The sequence below is a fragment of the Streptomyces sp. CNT360 genome (assembly GCF_000424785.1).
In genome coordinates, this window is the sequence record NZ_AUKO01000028.1 from 88,358 (window position 1) to 105,160 (window position 16,803).

14 protein-coding genes are annotated in these 16,803 nt (G+C 73.6%); 11 read left to right on the top strand and 3 right to left on the bottom strand.

Annotated features, from left to right (window positions below):
- Window positions 1-18: 18 nt before the first annotated feature.
- A complete protein-coding gene (locus H297_RS0121345) occupies window positions 19-777 on the top strand; it encodes a phosphoglyceromutase (protein ID WP_027738715.1) in 759 nt (252 codons plus the stop codon).
- 56 nt (window positions 778-833) lie between these two features.
- Entirely contained in the window at window positions 834-2,213 is a 1,380-nt protein-coding gene (locus tag H297_RS0121350; RefSeq protein WP_027738716.1) for a sensor histidine kinase, read from the top strand.
- Window positions 2,214-2,559: 346 nt separating this feature from the next.
- Here H297_RS0121350 and phoU read toward each other — a convergent pair whose 3' ends face one another.
- Window positions 2,560-3,288, bottom strand: coding sequence for a phosphate signaling complex protein PhoU (gene phoU / locus H297_RS0121355; protein WP_027738717.1), 729 nt, complete (start codon window positions 3,286-3,288; stop codon window positions 2,560-2,562).
- A 279-nt stretch (window positions 3,289-3,567) separates the two neighbouring features.
- On the opposite strand from phoU, the gene phoR reads away from it, so the two are divergent.
- The gene (gene phoR / locus H297_RS0121360) at window positions 3,568-4,878 is read left to right on the top strand and encodes a two-component system sensor histidine kinase PhoR (RefSeq protein WP_027738718.1); all 1,311 of its coding nucleotides are present in this window, start codon (window positions 3,568-3,570) and stop codon (window positions 4,876-4,878) included.
- 5 nt (window positions 4,879-4,883) lie between these two features.
- Window positions 4,884-5,555, top strand: coding sequence for a two-component system response regulator PhoP (gene phoP / locus H297_RS0121365; protein ID WP_486589608.1), 672 nt, complete (start codon window positions 4,884-4,886; stop codon window positions 5,553-5,555).
- Between the two features lie 201 nt (window positions 5,556-5,756).
- On the opposite strand, the gene H297_RS0121370 is transcribed toward phoP, so the two are convergent.
- Window positions 5,757-6,452, bottom strand: a complete 696-nt coding sequence (locus H297_RS0121370) for a copper chaperone PCu(A)C domain-containing protein (protein WP_027738720.1) — start codon at window positions 6,450-6,452, stop codon at window positions 5,757-5,759.
- A 1,877-nt stretch (window positions 6,453-8,329) separates the two neighbouring features.
- Here H297_RS0121370 and H297_RS0121375 point away from each other — a divergent pair.
- From H297_RS0121375 to H297_RS0121405, 7 genes are all read left to right on the top strand, one after another.
- Window positions 8,330-8,812: a CarD family transcriptional regulator gene (locus H297_RS0121375; RefSeq protein ID WP_016472332.1), complete on the top strand. Its 483-nt coding sequence runs from the start codon at window positions 8,330-8,332 to the stop codon at window positions 8,810-8,812.
- Between the two features lie 324 nt (window positions 8,813-9,136).
- A complete protein-coding gene (ispD, locus tag H297_RS0121380; protein ID WP_027738721.1) occupies window positions 9,137-9,916 on the top strand; it encodes a 2-C-methyl-D-erythritol 4-phosphate cytidylyltransferase in 780 nt (259 codons plus the stop codon).
- Window positions 9,906-10,400 (top strand): 2-C-methyl-D-erythritol 2,4-cyclodiphosphate synthase, encoded by a 495-nt coding sequence (gene ispF, locus H297_RS0121385; protein ID WP_027738722.1) that lies wholly within the window; start codon window positions 9,906-9,908, stop codon window positions 10,398-10,400. Before ispD ends, ispF begins: the two co-directional genes overlap by 11 nt.
- 145 nt (window positions 10,401-10,545) lie before the next feature.
- A complete protein-coding gene (locus H297_RS0121390) occupies window positions 10,546-10,947 on the top strand; it encodes a PPOX class F420-dependent oxidoreductase (protein WP_027738723.1) in 402 nt (133 codons plus the stop codon).
- Between the two features lie 65 nt (window positions 10,948-11,012).
- Window positions 11,013-12,416: a cysteine--tRNA ligase gene (cysS, locus tag H297_RS0121395; RefSeq protein WP_027738724.1), complete on the top strand. Its 1,404-nt coding sequence runs from the start codon at window positions 11,013-11,015 to the stop codon at window positions 12,414-12,416.
- Window positions 12,417-12,595: 179 nt separating this feature from the next.
- The gene (gene rlmB / locus H297_RS0121400) at window positions 12,596-13,522 is read left to right on the top strand and encodes a 23S rRNA (guanosine(2251)-2'-O)-methyltransferase RlmB (protein ID WP_027738725.1); all 927 of its coding nucleotides are present in this window, start codon (window positions 12,596-12,598) and stop codon (window positions 13,520-13,522) included.
- A gap of 131 nt (window positions 13,523-13,653) precedes the next feature.
- Window positions 13,654-15,720, top strand: coding sequence for a DoxX family membrane protein (locus H297_RS0121405; RefSeq protein ID WP_064744854.1), 2,067 nt, complete (start codon window positions 13,654-13,656; stop codon window positions 15,718-15,720).
- Between the two features lie 132 nt (window positions 15,721-15,852).
- Here H297_RS0121405 and H297_RS0121410 read toward each other — a convergent pair whose 3' ends face one another.
- On the bottom strand, window positions 15,853-16,572 hold the full coding sequence (locus H297_RS0121410; RefSeq protein WP_027738727.1) for a nucleotidyltransferase family protein: 720 nt from the start codon (window positions 16,570-16,572) through the stop codon (window positions 15,853-15,855).
- Between the last annotated feature and the right edge of the window lie 231 nt (window positions 16,573-16,803).

Here is a 16,803-nt window from a genome sequence, read left to right on the forward strand (position 1 = left end):
GCGCGTAGGCTCAGGGGCATGGCCGACGCACCGTACAAGCTGATCCTGCTCCGCCACGGCGAGAGCGAGTGGAACGCCAAGAACCTGTTCACCGGCTGGGTGGACGTCAACCTCACCGAGAAGGGCGAGAAGGAGGCGGTCCGCGGCGGCGAGCTGCTCAAGGACGCCGGCCTGCTCCCCGACGTGCTGCACACCTCCGTGCAGAAGCGCGCCATCCGCACCGCGCAGCTCGCCCTGGAGGCCGCCGACCGCCTGTGGATTCCCGTCCGCCGCTCGTGGCGGCTCAACGAGCGCCACTACGGTGCGCTCCAGGGCAAGGACAAGGCGCAGATCCGGGACGAGTTCGGCGAGGAGCAGTTCATGCTCTGGCGCCGCTCCTACGACACCCCGCCGCCGGAGCTGCCCGACGGCGCCGAGTTCTCGCAGAGCGACGACCCGCGCTACGCGGGGGTCCCCAGCGAGCTGCGGCCCCGCACGGAGTGCCTCAAGGACGTCGTCGAGCGGATGCTGCCCTACTGGTTCGACGGCATCATCCCGGACCTGCTGGCCGGCCGCACCGTCCTGGTCGCCGCCCACGGCAACTCGCTGCGCGCCCTCGTCAAGCACCTGGACGGCATCTCCGACGAGGACATCGCGGGCCTCAACATCCCCACCGGCATCCCGCTCGCCTACGACCTGGACGCCGACTTCCACCCGGTCGTCCCCGGCGGCACCTACCTCGACCCGGACGCCGCCAAGGCCGCCATCGAGGCCGTCAAGAACCAGGGCAGGAAGTAGCAACCGCCCCCAGGTGTGACGGGAGGCGGGCCGGCCGCCGCGCATAGGGTCGGAGGATGACCAGTCAGACCGTCTCCGACCGTGCCCGGCGGTGGCTGCCCGGCGAGCTGACAGCCGGCGAGCTGACGGTCGGCGGGGGGCCGTCGCGGGGCGGCCCGGTGCGGCGGAGCGCCCGGGACTGGGTGGTGGACGTCGTCCTCTTCGGATGGGCGGTGTTCTGCTGGCTGGCCCTGTTCGAGCAGGCCGAGGCGAAGACCTACCTGCCCCACTGGCTCGTGGTGCTGGACCCGCCGCTGGGGGCGCTGGCGTGCCTGTCGCTGTGGGTGCGCCGCCGCTGGCCGCTGGGCGTCGCCCTGGCGGCGGTACCGGCGGCTGCGCTCACCGACACCGTCGTCGGCGCCCTGGCGGTGATCGTCTTCAATCTGGCGCTGCGCTGCGCACCCCGCACGGCCGCCCTCGTGCTGCTGGTGCACCTGGCGCTGACGCTCCCGTACGTCCTGCTGTACGGGGCGCCGCACGCCGAGCACTGGACGGTTGCCGCCCTGGTGGCGGCGTACTACCTGCTCTTCTTCACCTGGGGCAGCCTCGCCCGGGTGCGACGGCAGCTCGTCCTGAAGCTGCGCGAGGACGCGGTACGGGCCCGCGCCGACCACGAGCGGCGGCTGGCGGACGTACGGCGGGCCGAGCGACGGGCGATCGCCCGCGAGATGCACGACGTGCTCGCGCACCGGGTCTCGCTGCTGTCCGTGCACGCGGGTGCGCTCGCCTACCGCACGCAGCGCTCCGCGGCCGGTGCGGGCGCGGCGCTGGACGACGCGGACATCGCCGGGAGCGCGACCGTCATCCGCGACAACGCCCACCAGGCGCTGGAGGAGCTGCGCGACGTCCTGCACGTCCTGCGCGAGGACGAGGAGGAGCCCACTGCCGGGACCGGGGCCGGGCTCAAGGCCGGATCCGGGTCCGGGGCCGAGGTGCCGGACGGGGCCAGGCCGCAGCCGGATCTCGACCGGCTCGGCGAGCTGGTGGACGAGGCGCGCGGCGCGGGGCAGACCGTCCGCCTGGTGCGGGAGCTGCCGCAGCGTACGGCGGAGGGCTACCCGCTGCGCCCGCAGCTCCAGCGCACCGCCTACCGCGCGGTCCAGGAGGGGCTCACCAACGCGCGCAAGCACGCGCCGGGACAGCCGGTCGACATCCACGTCGCCGGTGCAGAGGGCGAGGAGCTGACGGTACGGGTCGGCAACCCGCTGGCGCCCGGCCGGAGCGGGACGGGCATCCCGGGGGCCGGCGCCGGGCTGACCGGGCTGCGGGAACGCCTGGAGATCGAGGGCGGCACCCTCTCCTACGGCCCCGAGGAGGGGGCGTTCACGCTGACGGCCCGACTGCCGTGGCGCCGCCCGGGGCACGGGACCGACACCGCTGTCGGCACGGGGCCCTGACCTGCCGGACCGGCCAGGACCCCGCCTCGCGTCCCGTGGGGGCTCAGGTCAGCCGCAGGACCCTCCGCACGAGCAGGCACCGCCGGACTGGCAGCCGCACCCGCAGCCGGCACCGCATCCGCACGCCCCCAGCAGAGGCAGCTCGCGGGTGCCCAGGGGGGCGGCGGGTGGCTGGTCGGCCGGGGTGTGGAGCGGCCTGGGGGTCTCGGCCATCGTTCCCTCCTCAGCAGGGACCGTCCCTCGGCAGGGACTGTCGTGGACGGGCGTGACGCCCTCCCCTTGCCCGCCCATTGCACGCCGCCCCGCCCTGGGCGCATCAAGGGCGCGCGGAGGCACACCCGGACGGCTACGAGGCGGTGCCGCCCGGACCCGCCGACGCCTCGCCGGGTCCGGCCGCCCCGCCGGTGGCGGCCGCCAGGGCGGGGTCGATCTCGTCGGCGTAGTCCCCGGTCACCAGGTAGACGACGCGGCGCGCCACCGAGACGGCGTGGTCGGCGAACCGCTCGTAGTAGCGGCCCAGCAGCGTGACGTCGACGGCCGTCTCGATGCCGTGCTTCCAGCGGTCGTCCATCAGATGCTGGAAGAGGGTGCGGTGGAGCAGGTCCATCGCGTCGTCGTCCTGTTCGAGCTGGAGCGCCAGGTCGACATCCTTGGTGACGAGGACCTCGGCGGCCTTGGCCATCAGCCGCTGCGCGAGCTGCCCCATCTCCAGCAGCGTCGCCTGGAGGTCCTGCGGCACGGCGGACTCGGGGTAGCGCAGCCGGGCGACCTTGGCCACGTGCTGGGCCAGGTCGCCGGAGCGCTCCAGGTCGGCGCTCATCCGCAGCGAGGTGACGACGATCCGCAGGTCGGTGGCGACCGGCTGCTGCCGGGCCAGGAGCTGTATCGCCCGGGTCTCCAGGTCCCGCTGGAGGTCGTCGACCTTCTCGTCGGCGGCGATGACGCTCTCGGCGAGCTTCAGGTCCGCGTCGAGCATCGCCGTGGTGGCGCGCCCGACCGCGGAGCCGACGAGCCTGGCCATCTCGACCAGGCTGTCCCCGATCGAGTCCAGCTCCTCGTGGTACGCGTCCCGCATGGCTGTCCTTCCCTCGCACTGATCCGGGCTGCGCAGCCCCGAGGCCCTGAGCTGCGGGCTGCGGGCTGCGGGCTGCGAGCACAGTTGTCGGCTGTGAGCACTGCTGTCCGAGGCCGCCCCCGGGCGGCCCCCACGCTGACACGGTGCGCCCGAAATGCGACCACCTCGGCCCTCCACGGTGAACCGGAGGCGCCGTACGGGTAAACACTGGGCGACAGTCGCGCCGCCCGTCCCCTCCTGGACTGGGGGACTGTCGCAGTGGCCGCATAACCTGGCTGTATGGACGTGAATGCGGCGGTCGCCGCGGCAGCAGCGATCGCCGGTGTGTGCACCGGTGTGATCGCGATGCTGGCGTTCCGCTGGAGCGAACGGGAGCAGGCCCGCCCGACGCGGACCTCCGCCTCCTCGCTGCACACCGGCACCGGCCTTCCCCCCGGCGTCGACACGGTCCTGTCGGTGCTCCGCTCGTCCGCCGTGGTGCTGGACGAGAGCGACGCCGTCGTCAAGGCCAGTTCCGCCGCCTACGCGCTGGGGCTGGTGCGGGGCGGCAAGCTGGGCGTCGAGCCGATGCTCCAGATGGCCAGGGACACCCGGCGGGACGGCGAGATACGCCAGGTCGAGCTGGATCTGCCCCGGCGCGGTACGGGCAGGGGCGACGCCCTGGCGGTCTCCGCGCGGGTGGCTCCGCTGGGCTCCCGGCTGGTGCTGCTGCTGGTGGAGGACCTGACGGAGGCCCGCAGGATCGAGGCGGTGCGGCGGGATTTCGTCGCCAACGTCAGTCACGAGCTCAAGACGCCGGTGGGGGCGCTCTCCCTGCTCTCGGAAGCCGTCCTGGACGCCTCCGACGATCCGGAGGCGGTGCAGCGGTTCGCGGGCCGGATGCAGAACGAGGCGACGCGGCTGACCAATCTGGTGCAGGAGCTGATCGACCTGTCCCGGGTGCAGAACGACGATCCGCTGGAGGACTCGGAGTCGGTCCGTGTCGACGAACTGGTGACCGAGGCCATCGAGCGCAGCCGGCACAGTGCCGAGGGCAAGCAGATCACGCTGCTGGCCGGGGGCACCGAGGGGCTCCACGTGTGGGGGAACCGCGGCCAGCTCGCCGCCGCGCTCGGCAACCTCGTGGAGAACGCCGTCAACTACTCGCCGGCCCGCACCCGGGTCAAGGTCGCCGGCCGCTCCCTGCGGGCCCCGGGCGGCGACATGATCGAGATCGCCGTAACCGACCAGGGCATCGGCATCTCCGAGCGCGACAGGGAGCGGATCTTCGAACGCTTCTACCGCGTCGACCCGGCCAGGTCCCGTGCCACCGGCGGCACCGGTCTGGGCCTGTCCATCGTCAAACACGTGGCCGCCTCGCACGGCGGGGAGGTCACCGTGTGGAGCGCCGAGGGCCAGGGCTCCACCTTCACCCTGCGGCTGCCCGAGGCGGGCAGCGGGCGGGAGCGTGCTGCGGCCGACAGAGCCGACCGGCTGGGCCGCAACCACCTCTCCGGCGCACTGCAGGAACCGGCCGCCTTCGACGAGGAGGAGCGGCCGTATGTCGACCAGGCCGATGAACAACTTTCCGCCCCGGAGGTCCTCCCGTGACCCGAGTGCTCGTCGTCGAGGACGAGGAATCGTTCAGCGACGCACTGTCGTACATGCTCCGCAAGGAGGGGTTCGAGGTCGCCGTCGCGGCCACGGGCCCCGAGGGGCTCGACGAGTTCGAACGCAACGGCGCCGACCTGGTGCTGCTCGACCTGATGCTGCCGGGGCTGCCCGGTACGGAGGTCTGCCGCCAGCTGCGTGGCCGCTCCAACGTCCCGGTGATCATGGTGACCGCCAAGGACAGCGAGATCGACAAGGTCGTCGGCCTGGAGATAGGCGCCGACGACTACGTCACCAAGCCGTTCTCCTCGCGTGAGCTGGTCGCCCGCGTCCGCGCCGTACTGCGTCGCCGTGGCGAGCCGGAGGAGGTCACCCCCGCGGCCCTGGAGGCGGGGCCGGTCCGCATGGACGTGGACCGGCACGTGGTGACCGTCGGCGGCGGCAAGGTGGACCTGCCGCTCAAGGAGTTCGACCTGCTGGAGATGCTGCTGCGCAACGCGGGCCGGGTGCTGACCCGGATGCAGTTGATCGACCGCGTCTGGGGCGCCGACTACGTGGGCGACACCAAGACCCTCGACGTCCACGTCAAACGGCTGCGGGCCAAGATCGAGCCCGACCCGGGCGCCCCCCGCCACCTGGTCACGGTGCGCGGCCTCGGCTACAAGTTCGAGCCGTGAGCGGTCCCGAGCGGTCGTGACCGCCGGTGACGGCCGGAGCCGCCCCGCCGGTGCCGCCGGGTCCGGGGACGGGCCCCGCCGCATCGCGCGGCAGACGGCGAGAGGCCGCACCCCTTGCTCCGGGGTGCGGCCTCTCGCCGTCTGCGGGTGGGGCAGCCGCCCGGCGCCCTGGCGGGCCGCCGCCGCGGATGCCGGGCCGGCTCAGTGACCGGCGTGCTCGCCCTGTGCGCCGCCCTCCTCGGTGGCGCCCCGCGTGGCCGAGGAGGCGTCGGAGGGCTCGCCCGCTCCGCCCTGCTCCCCTGCCGTCGCGGAGGACGACGGGTTCTCCTCACCCGGCTTGCCGGGCTTCCCGGACTCCGAGCCGCCCGGCTTGGGGCCCTGGCTGGAGGGCGAGGAGCTGGGGCCCACGGTCTTGTAGGAGCCCTCGGCCGGGAAGACGGCGGCCTTCAGCTTGATGGCGCCGGTGCGGCTGAGGTCGAAGGTGACCGGCTGCGCGTTGCCGTCCTTGACACCGGCCCGCTTCGCGTCGGTGAGCAGCGCGGAGGCCTCGTTCCTGCCGCCGAGCGCCAGCGAGCCGCCCGCCGGGACGACGAGCTTCCGCTCGCCCTTGGCCGGGCTCAGCTCGGTGCGGTGACCGCTGACGGAGACGCCCTTGAGGGTCTGGTCCTTGGCACCGTCGTTGAAGATCCGGGCCGTCACGGTCGCCTCACCGCTGCCGTGGGTGTCGGTGACGACGTTGGCGTTCTGCACCTTGATGTCCCCGACATGCGTCGCCGCGTTGTCGGGCTTGACTTCCAGCGTCTGGGCGTCGTTTCCGGCACCGCAGGCGGTCAGCGAGACGGCGGCGAGCGCGAGGGTGGTGGCGGCGAGGGCGCCGCGACGAAGGCTGCTGCTCACGGCGGCGGCAACTCCTAGGCGGGCTGGGGCGGCGGCACGCTGCTGAGCGGGGGACGCTCCGGAGCGTTGCCGATCGCGTACGGATGGGCTTGGCGTGCGCGCTCAGGGTACCGACAGCCCGCGGACGCCCCACACCCGACCCTCCGACCCACCCCACCCCACACCACCCAGGCCATCGACGCCTGCGTCACCCACCGCCTGCCGCCGGTTGCGACCCCGCGCCTCCACACGCCTCGCCGCCCGACGCCGTGCCCCGCTTGTGCTGGTCGCCGCCCACCACTGCCGCCGGTTGCGGCTCCTGTACTTCGGCGCGGCTCGCCGCCCGATGCCCCGCGCCGCCCACGCTCCCGCGCCGGTGCTTGCTGCCGGTTGTGGTCCCGCCTTCACCACCGCCAACCGACGCCTGTGCCGTCCGATGCTTGCCGCCGGTTTGCCCCTGCACTTCCACGGGCTCGCCGCCCGATGCCCCGCGCCGCCCACGCTTGCACCGGTGCTTGCCCACCGTTTGCTGCCGGTTGCGGCTCCTGTACTTCGGCGCGGCTCGCCGCCCGATGCCGTGCCCCGCTTGTGCTGGTCGCCGCCCACCACTGCCGCCGGTTGCGGCCCCTGTGCCTTCTCGTGGCTCGTCGTCCGATGTCCGCGCCCCGCTTGTGCTGGTCGCCGCCCACCGTTTGCTGCCGGTTGTGGTCCCGCCTTCATTACTGCTAACCGACGCCTGTGCCGTCCGATGCTTGCCGCCGGTTTGCCCCTGCGCTTCCACGGGCTCGTCGCCCGATGCCCGCGCCGCCCGCATTTGCGCCGGTGCTTGTCCATCGTTTGCTGCCGGTTGTGGCTCCTGCGCTTCGGCGCGGTTCGTCGTCCGCTGTCTCCGTGCTGCTCGCGTTGGCGCCGGGCGCCGCTCAACCGGGCCACCGTTGCGGCCCTCCGCCTCCACGCGCCCCGTGCCCGTGCCCCTCCACCCGTCGTTTCCGCTCCGCCGGTCGCCGCAAGGCGACTCGTGCCGATCGCCGCAGGTCGAGTCCACGGACGCTCCAAGTGCGGTGGGGCGGCTCTGCTTCAGTCGTCGCGCGGCGCTTCCGCGCCTGTCGCAGCAGATGCCTCCGTCCCACTCGCCGCAGGTCGAGTGCGCACCTCTCACCCCGGGTGATCCGGTGCTGCTCGTCCGGGAGGGTCTGGCGCCATGCGTCTTGCCGTGGGGTGATCCGGCGCTGCTCGTCCGGGAGGGTCTGGTGCCATGCGTCTTGCCGCGGGGTGACCCGGCGCCACTCGCCCCCGGAGGGACTCGCGCCTCGCCGCAGGGCGAATCCGCACCCCTTCCCGCAAGGGTGACCCGCGCCACTCACCGCAGGGCGCCCCGGGGCGCCCCCGCGCCGCTTGCCGCGGGACGATTCCGCGGCACTCACCCGAGGGCGACTCCACACCGCTGGCCGCAGGGCGCCCCGCCACCGCCCGCTCCATGGGGGACCCCGCACCGCGCGGCCGTCCCGCACCGTGCGGCTCCGCGCGTTGGCGCGGCGCTCCGTACGGGCGAATGCGGAGAATGCGTGGGGCCGATGAAGAATTGATCAACAGCTTCTTGCACAGCCACCGATCAATTCTTGGGAAAGCCGGAAGATCACGCGAAGAGCTCACTCCCTACAGGGGGACAAAACGGGCATCGCGGACGTGTTGCAGTCCGTCTCCGGCGCCTCTCGGGTCACGTTTCCGAGGTCGGGCAGACCCGCTCCCACCTGCGAATACCCGCTTGCATTGACCGGCCGCAGCACGATAGAGGGCCGCTTGTCAAGCCCCGAGATACGCCCTGACCTGCGAAAACGCCATTCAGAAGACGTCGTTGCCGTGTTACCCTGGATAGCCACGGAAGGGGTACCTGACACATGACGTTCAAGGTTGGCGACACCGTGGTCTATCCCCATCACGGGGCCGCGCTGATCGAGGCTATCGAAACTCGCCAGATCAAAGGCGTGGACAAGACCTACTTGGTTCTGAAGGTTGCGCAGGGCGATTTGACGGTGCGTGTGCCGGCGGACAATGCGGAGTTCGTGGGTGTGCGTGACGTCGTCGGTTCGGACGGGCTGGACAGGGTCTTCGAGGTGCTCCGCGCGCCGTATGCCGAGGAGCCGACCAACTGGTCCCGCCGCTACAAGGCGAACCTCGAAAAGCTCGCGTCCGGCGATGTGATCAAGGTGGCCGAGGTCGTGCGCGACCTGTGGCGTCGTGAGCGCGAGCGCGGCCTGTCCGCCGGTGAGAAGCGGATGCTGGCCAAGGCCCGGCAGATCCTGGTGAGCGAGCTGGCTCTGGCGGAGAACACGAACGAGGACAAGGCCGAGGCCCTGCTCGACGAGGTTCTCGCTTCCTGACCCAGCGACCGTCCGTACGGACGGTCCAGATGCCGCGGTGCCCGGATGACAGCAGTCGTCGCCGGGCGCTGCGGCATATGTGGCGGCATGCGCACGCACGCTTCGCTGAGGGCTGTGCCCCTCTGAACCCGCAGAGGGCTCGGCCCCCTCGAAGGATCTGGCTCGAAGGATCTGGCGTGCCGGGCCCGGGCTGCACGCTCGACCGGTGATCACGGAAGGGCTCGGTCGAACGGTCGCGCCCGGCACTTCCCCCAACCTACGGTCGGGGGCACCCCCAGGCCATACCCACCCCGGCTGAGGACACAAACCCTGAACGCGCTACCGATGTCACTCGATTCCACCGGCACCGCCCCTTCCGGAGACCCGCGTCCCCCCGGTGACCCAGGCCCCCGCACCGCGGTGATCATCCCCGCGGCAGGACGGGGCGTGCGGCTCGGCCCGGGCGCCCCCAAGGCGCTGCGCGAGCTGGGCGGTACGCCGATGCTCGTCCACGCCGTCCGGGCGACGGCACGCGCCCACGCCGTCGACCTGGTCGTGGTCGTCGCTCCGCCCGACGGTGCACCCGCCGTCCGCGCCCTGCTGCGGGCCCACCGGCTGGCCGACACCGTCGTCGTCCCCGGTGGCGAGACCCGCCAGGAGTCCGTGCGGCTCGGCCTGGACGCGTTGCCCGCCGAGGTGGAGACGGTGCTCGTCCACGACGCGGCCCGCCCCCTCGTGCCCCGCGGAACGGTGGACGCGGTCGCGGCCGCCGTCCGCGAGGGTGCGCCCGCGGTGGTGCCCGCGCTGCCCGTCACCGACACCGTCAAGCAGGTGGAGCCGGGTACGGAAGGGGAGCCCGAGCCGGTCACCGGCACCCCCGACCGGGCGCGGCTGCGTGCCGTGCAGACCCCGCAGGGCTTCGCCCGTAAGGTCCTCGCCGAGGCGCACGCCCGGCTCACAGCCCAGGGCGAGGGCGCCACCGACGACGCCGGCATGGTCGAGCGGCTCGGCGTCGAGGTCGTCGTCGTGCCCGGTCACGAGGAGGCCTTCAAGGTGACCCGGCCGCTGGACCTCGTGCTCGCCGAGGCGGTACTGGAGCGGAGGAAGACCGACGGTGACATCTGAGCGCCCCGCGGTCCCCCTGGTGGGGATCGGCACCGACGTGCACGCGTTCGAGGAGGGCCGCGAACTGTGGTGCGGCGGACTGCTGTGGGAGGGGGAGCGGTACGGGCTCGCCGGGCACTCCGACGGTGACGTGGCCGCCCACGCCGCCTGCGACGCCCTCTTCTCGGCCGCCGGCATGGGCGACCTGGGTGCCCACTTCGGCACCGGGCGCCCCGAGTGGTCCGGCGCCTCGGGGGTCACCCTCCTCGCGGAGGCCGCCCGCATCGTGCGGGACGGCGGCTTCGCGATCGGCAACGTCGCCGTCCAGGTCATCGGCGTGCGGCCCAAGGTCGGCAAGCGCCGGGCCGAGGCCGAGCGGACGCTCTCCGCCGCGGTCGGCGCCCCCGTCTCCCTCGCCGGCACCACCACGGACGGCCTGGGCCTCACCGGCCGCGGCGAGGGGCTGGCCGCCCTGGCCACCGCCCTGGTGCTGCCCGACCGCTGAGAGCGCCCGCGTCCGCTTCCGGCCCGGAAGGGGCAGAAGCGGTCAGGGGTGTCGGGGGAGCGGCCACGGGCGTCGCGGATACCGTCGGACGCCGGGGGTACGCCGACCCCGTGATCCTGCCCCACCGCGACCCGAGGAGCGTTTCGTGGCCCAGCTCTCCGACGACCTGAAGAAGATCCTCGACGGCAAGGTGTTCGTCGCCATCGTCACCCTGCAGCCCGACGGCAGCCCGCAGGTCTCCCCGGTGTGGGTGAAGCGGGACGGCGACGACCTGCTCATCTCGACCACCGTCGACCGGCGCAAGACCCGCAACATGCAGCGCGATCCGCGGGTGAGCGTCATGGTGCAGCCCGCCGACAACCCGTACGCGTACGGGGAGCTGCGGGGCACCGCCTCCCTGACCACCGAGGGCGGTCAGGAGCTGATCGACGAGCTGTCGCACAAGTACACGGGCAAGCCGTACAGCGAGTTCAACCCTGACTCGGCCGGCGAGGCGGAGCGCGTCGTCGTCCGCGTCACGGTCGACAAGGTCGCCGGCCGCCTGTGACCTTCCCTGTGCCCCTCCTGCGGGAGGGGCACAACGGGGTTCTGCGGGCTACTAGGCTTGACCCCGTGACTCTTCGCCTGTACGACACCAGCGCCCGGCAGATCCGCGACTTCAGCCCGCTTGTGCCCGGCTGTGTCTCGATCTACCTGTGCGGTGCCACCGTGCAGGCCGCCCCGCACATCGGGCACATCCGTTCGGGCCTGAACTTCGACATCATGCGCCGCTGGTTCGCCTACCGCGGCTACGCGGTGACGTTCGTCCGCAACGTCACCGACATCGACGACAAGATCATCGCCAAGTCCGCCGAGCAGGGCCGCCCCTGGTGGGCGATCGGTTACGAGAACGAGCGCGCCTTCAACGCGGCCTACGACGCCCTCGGTTGCCTGCCGCCCACCTACGAGCCCCGTGCGACCGGCCACATCCCCGAGATGGTCGAGATGATGCGCGTCCTGATCGACCGCGGTCACGCCTACCCCGCCGACGGCAACGTCTACTTCGACGTCCGCTCCTTCCCCGAGTACCTCGGGCTGTCCAACCAGGACCTGGACAACCTGCGCCAGCCCGCCGCCGAGGGCGAGACCGGGAAGCGCGACCCCCGCGACTTCGCCATGTGGAAGGCCGCCAAACCCGGCGAGCCGTTCTGGGAGACGCCGTTCGGTCCCGGCCGCCCCGGCTGGCACCTGGAGTGCTCCGCGATGGCGCACAAGTACCTGGGCCGCGTCTTCGACGTGCACGGCGGCGGCGTCGACCTCGTCTTCCCGCACCACGAGAACGAGATCGCCCAGTCCCGCGCCTACGGTGACGAGTTCGCCCGCTACTGGGCGCACAACGCGTGGGTCACCATGAGCGGCGAGAAGATGAGCAAGTCGCTGGGCAACTCGGTGCTGGTCAGCGAGATGGTCAAGCAGTGGCGCCCGCTCGTGCTGCGCTACTACCTGGGCACCCCGCACTACCGCTCCACCATCGAGTACAGCCCGGAGTCGCTGGGCGAGGCGGACGCCGCCTTCGCCCGCATCGAGGGCTTCCTCCAGCGGGGCACCGAGGCGGCCGGTGACGTACCGCCGGCCGGCCGGGTGCCCGACGCGTTCGCCGAGGCCATGGACGACGACTTCGCCGTCCCGCAGGCCATGGCCGTCGTCCACACCACGGTGCGGCAGGGGAACGCGGCGCTGGGTGACGGCGATGCGGCGGCGGTCGCCACGGCGGTCGCCGAGGTGCGGGCCATGCTCGGTGTCCTGGGCATGGACCCGCTCGACCCCGCCTGGTCCGGCGGCCCGTCCGGCGGCGCCGCCGAGGACCTGCACCCGGTGGTGGACGCGCTGGTCGGTCTCGTACTGGAGCAGCGGCAGGCCGCCCGGCAGCGCAAGGACTACGCCACGGCCGACGCCCTCCGCGACGACCTCAAGCGCGCGGGCCTGGCCATCGAGGACACCCCCGCGGGGCCCCGCTGGGAGCTGGCCTCGGAGTGAGGGCGCGGCCCCGCGCCGTGCCGTACCGTTGACAGGCCGCACGTACATCCGAAACGTACGTCCGAGACCGCGGCCGCCCGTGGCCGCGGTCTCCGTCCGGAGCCGCGGGCGCGGTCCACGCACCGCCCACGCACCGTCCAAGCAGCGACCAAGCAAGCGACCAACCAAGGTAGGTACCCATGCCCGGGAAGAAGAAGGGCCCGCAGATCGGCAGCGGAGGACAGCGCCGCCGCGGCCTGGAGGGCAAGGGCCCCACGCCGCCCGCCGAGATGCGCAAGGGCCACGCCAAGCAGCGTGCCGCGCAGGTGAAGGCGCGCCGCGCGCAGGGCCGCACGCAGCGGAGCGGTCCGCGCGGCGGCAAGAGCACCGCGGAGCTGGTGGTCGGCCGCAACTCGGTCGTGGAGGCGCTCCGCGAGGGCGTCCCGGCGAACGCCCTGTACGTCCAGCAGTTCGTCGACAGCGACGACCGGGTCCGCGAGGCGGTCCGGGTCGCGGGTGAGCGGGGCGGCATCCGGCTGGTCGAGGCGCCCAAGCCGGAGCTCGACCGGATGACGAACGGCCTCAACCACCAGGGTCTGGTCCTCCAGGTGCCGCCGTACGAGTACGCGCACCCCGAGGACCTGGCGGCGGTCGCGTTCGACCGCGGCGAGGACCCGCTGATCGTCGCCCTCGACGGCGTGACCGACCCGCGCAACCTGGGCGCCGTCGTCCGCTCCGTCTCGGCGTTCGGCGGTCACGGCGTGGTGGTGCCCGAGCGGCGGGCGGCCGGGATGACGGCCGGGGCGTGGAAGACGTCGGCGGGCACCGCGGCGCGTACGCCGGTGGCGCGCGCCACCAACCTCACCCGTGCGCTGGAGGGCTACCAGAAGGCAGGCCTCACGGTGGTCGGGCTCGCCGCGGACGGCGAGGTCGAACTCCAGGACGTGGCCGCGCTCGACGGCCCGCTCGTGGTGGTCGTCGGCAGCGAGGGCAAGGGGCTGTCCCGTCTGGTGGGGGAGACCTGCGACCTGCGGGTGCGGATCCCGATGCCGGGCGGTGCCGAGTCGCTGAACGCGGGTGTCGCCGCGGGCGTCGTCCTGTACGAGGCGGCGCGGCGCCGGAGCTGACCGGGGCGTGCGCGGCGCCGGGCCCCGTCCGGCGCCGGAGGGGGCAGGGAGGGGCTGCCCGGCCGGCTTGACGGGCCTCGGACAGATCGGTGCGGTCAAGGCAGTGTCCTAACCGTCCGTCACTCGGTTAGATGAGTGTGGACACCAGAACACCCCGCGCACCCGGCGCTTCGGGCCGCGGCTCTGGGCACAGCCCAGGGGGAAGCCCCCGCGGTTTCTTCGACGACGAGCCGGTGCTGAGCACGGTCAAGGTCCCGTCCGACCCCGCTGAGGTGGTCGTCAATCACGCGAGTTTCCGAGTGCGGCTCGGTGCGTCCTCGACGGCGCCGACCGCCCTCTCCTCGTCCGTAGCCGCGCGCGCCGCCCTGGCGTCCGCGGCCTCCGCCGTTCCCGTGGGGGCCGCGTTCGCGGCGCCCCACGCGCGCGGGACGGCCTTCGAGGACACCGAGCCGATCCCGGTCGCCGCCGGCAGTGTGGCGGCCGGCGCGGCCCGCGGGACCGGCCCGGCACGGCAGGCGCGGCGCCGTACGCCCGTGGTCTGGAGCGGCGGTGCCGAGCCGGACGACACGGGCGCCACGAAGGTCATCCAGGCCGCGCGTACCGCCGGCCTCGTCGGCTTCGCCGGCCCCGCGGCCACCGGGACCGAGCCCCCGTCCACGCAGCTGCTCCCCCGTGTCATGGACACTCCGCCGCGCGGCGGACCGGGCGCCGGCGGTCCCGCCACCGTGGTCGGCCCGCCCCGCGGCCCGCAGCCCTCCGAGAGCGGGCAGCCGCTGCCGCCCCCGGGCGAACCGCTGCTCAAGGGCGTACGGCCGGCGCGCGGCGCCTTCGACGACGACACGCACGAGCGCTACGGCTCCGCCGGAGGCGGCGCCGACACCGGCGAGTTCGACACCGGTGAGCTCGGCACCGTCGGACGCCGCGGCGGTGTCCCCGCGCCGTCCCGCCCCGGCCCCGCCACCGCCCTGTACGACGCCTACCCCGGCGGCGTCCACCCCGACGACGGTTACGTCGACGACACCGACCCCGGGGCCGCCGACAGCCGGGACGCCGACGGGCGTCGCCGCCGCGAGGGGGTGCGGCACGCCTACTACCCCGGGCGCCGGCTGAACCTCGGCGTCGTCCTCCTCCCGCTGCGCATCTTCCTCGGCTTCATCACCGTCTACGCCGGCATGGGGAAGCTGTGCGACCCCGTCTACTTCGACGGCGGCGAACGCGGCTCCATGGTCACCTGGCTCCGCTCCCTCCACCCGTGGACGATCGCCTCCCCGCTCCGCGACTTCGCCCTCGCCCACCCGGTCGGCTCGGGGCTCACAGTGGCGTTCCTTCAAGTGATCGTCGGCGTGCTGACGATGTTCGGCCTGTGGCAGCGCCTCGCCGCCGGCGTCGGCGCACTGCTGTCCGTCGCCCTGCTGCTGACCGTCAGCTGGAGCTCCGTGCCCGCCTACGAGGCGCCCGACATCATCTACCTCGCCGCCTGGAGCCCGCTGATCATCGCCGGCGCCCCGGTCTTCTCCGTCGACGGCCGGCTGGCGAGCGAGGCCTGGCGCAAGCTCGGCCCCCGGGTCACCCTGTGGGACCTGCGCCGCCGCGTGCTGCGCCGGGGCACGCTGGCCGCCTCCGTCATCGTCGGCCTCGCGCTGCTCGTCGGCTCCCTGCTGGGCAGCGCCGTCCGCTCCTCGCAGACCACCACCGTCCCCGGCCGCGGCGAGGTCCCCACCAACCGGCTGCCCGGTTCGCCGATGCCGGGCACCCCCGGGCAGAGCGCCGGCACCGGCCAGGCCACCAGTGGTCCCGCAGGCGGCGCGGACGGCCACCGCGGCGGCACGGACGCCCGCCACAAGGGACGCCACCCCTCCACGGGCGAGACCCGGCCCGGTGAGCAACGGGCCACCAGCGGTCCGGAGGCCACCCCGAGTCAGGGCGGCACACAGGGCGCCACCGAGGGCGCCCAGCAGGGCGCCACCACGCCGGGCGAGCAGGGCACCACGGCGCCACCCCAGCAACAGCAGCAACAGCCGCCGCAGGCCACGACGGGCAGCTCAGGCTCCCGCAACGGCCTCTCCCGCGAGTCCTCCGACTCCGGCGGCGGCACGTCGACGGGCTCGGCCGGCGGCACCTCCACCGGCAGCAGCGGCGGCAGCAGCGGTGGCGGTGGCGGACGCGGCGCGTTGGGTGGCCTGCTGGGCCACGGCTGAGGCACCGCGTACGCCGCGTACGCATACGGGAGGCAGAGGGCCGTCGGGTCCTTCGGAACACTCCGGGGACTCCGACGGCCCTCGTGCGTGTGGCGCGCCGGACGGGTGGCCCCCCGGGGGGGGCGAGGGGCCTCAGACTCCGTTGTCGCCGGCGAGTTCCCTGGCGGCCTCGGTCAGGTCCTTGGCCGTGTCGATGGCGCGCCAGTACGAGCGCTGGGGAAGCGGGTAGCCCGCCAGGGCCCGTTCGCGGGCGAGGCGGGGGAAGGTGGTGCGCTCGTGGTCGCCGCGCTCCGGCAGCAGCCCCGCGAACCGGGGTGCGAAGACGTAGACGCCCGCATTGATCAGGTATGGGGAGGGTGGCGCCTCGATGAAGTCGAGGACGTGACCGAACTGGTCGGTCTCCACCGCACCCCACGGGATGCGCGGCCGGGCGAGCGCGAGAGTGGCCGTGGCGTCGCGCTCCGCATGGAAGGCGGCCATCCCGCGCAGCGAGAAGCGGGTCCAGATGTCCCCGTTGGTCGCGTACCACGGCTCGTCGGGGCGAGGCAGGGAGCGTGCCGCGAACTTCAGCGCGCCTCCCCGTCCGAGGGGTTCGGGCTCGGTCACCGTCGCGACGCGGCAGGGCAGTTCGGCCTTGCCGAGCCATTCGTCCAGTACCTCGGCGAGGTGCCCGCAGGAGACGACGACGTCGGTGACGCCCTCGTCCGCGAGCCAGGCCAACTGGTGGCCGATGATCGGTACCCCGGTGCCGGGGATCTCCACCATCGGCTTGGGGCGGTCGTCGGTGTACGGCCGCAGCCGTGATCCCTGCCCACCGGCGAGGATCACGGCCTGGGTCGGATGCTGGGTCATGTGCCGCAGCCTATGCGCGCGGGGCGCGCGGCTGCGGGGTGTGTCGTACGGGTACCGCTCCGGCCCCCGCAGGTTGGGCCCCGGCCCCGGGCAGGGGCGCGTGTGCGGCCCGGACACCCGGCTCCCGGGAGCCGGTTCACCCCTGGACCGGAGTCGGTCCTCGGGCCGGAGTCCGTCCCCGGGCCGGAGTCGGTCCCTGGACCGGAGCCGATTCCTAAATCGGAGCCGATT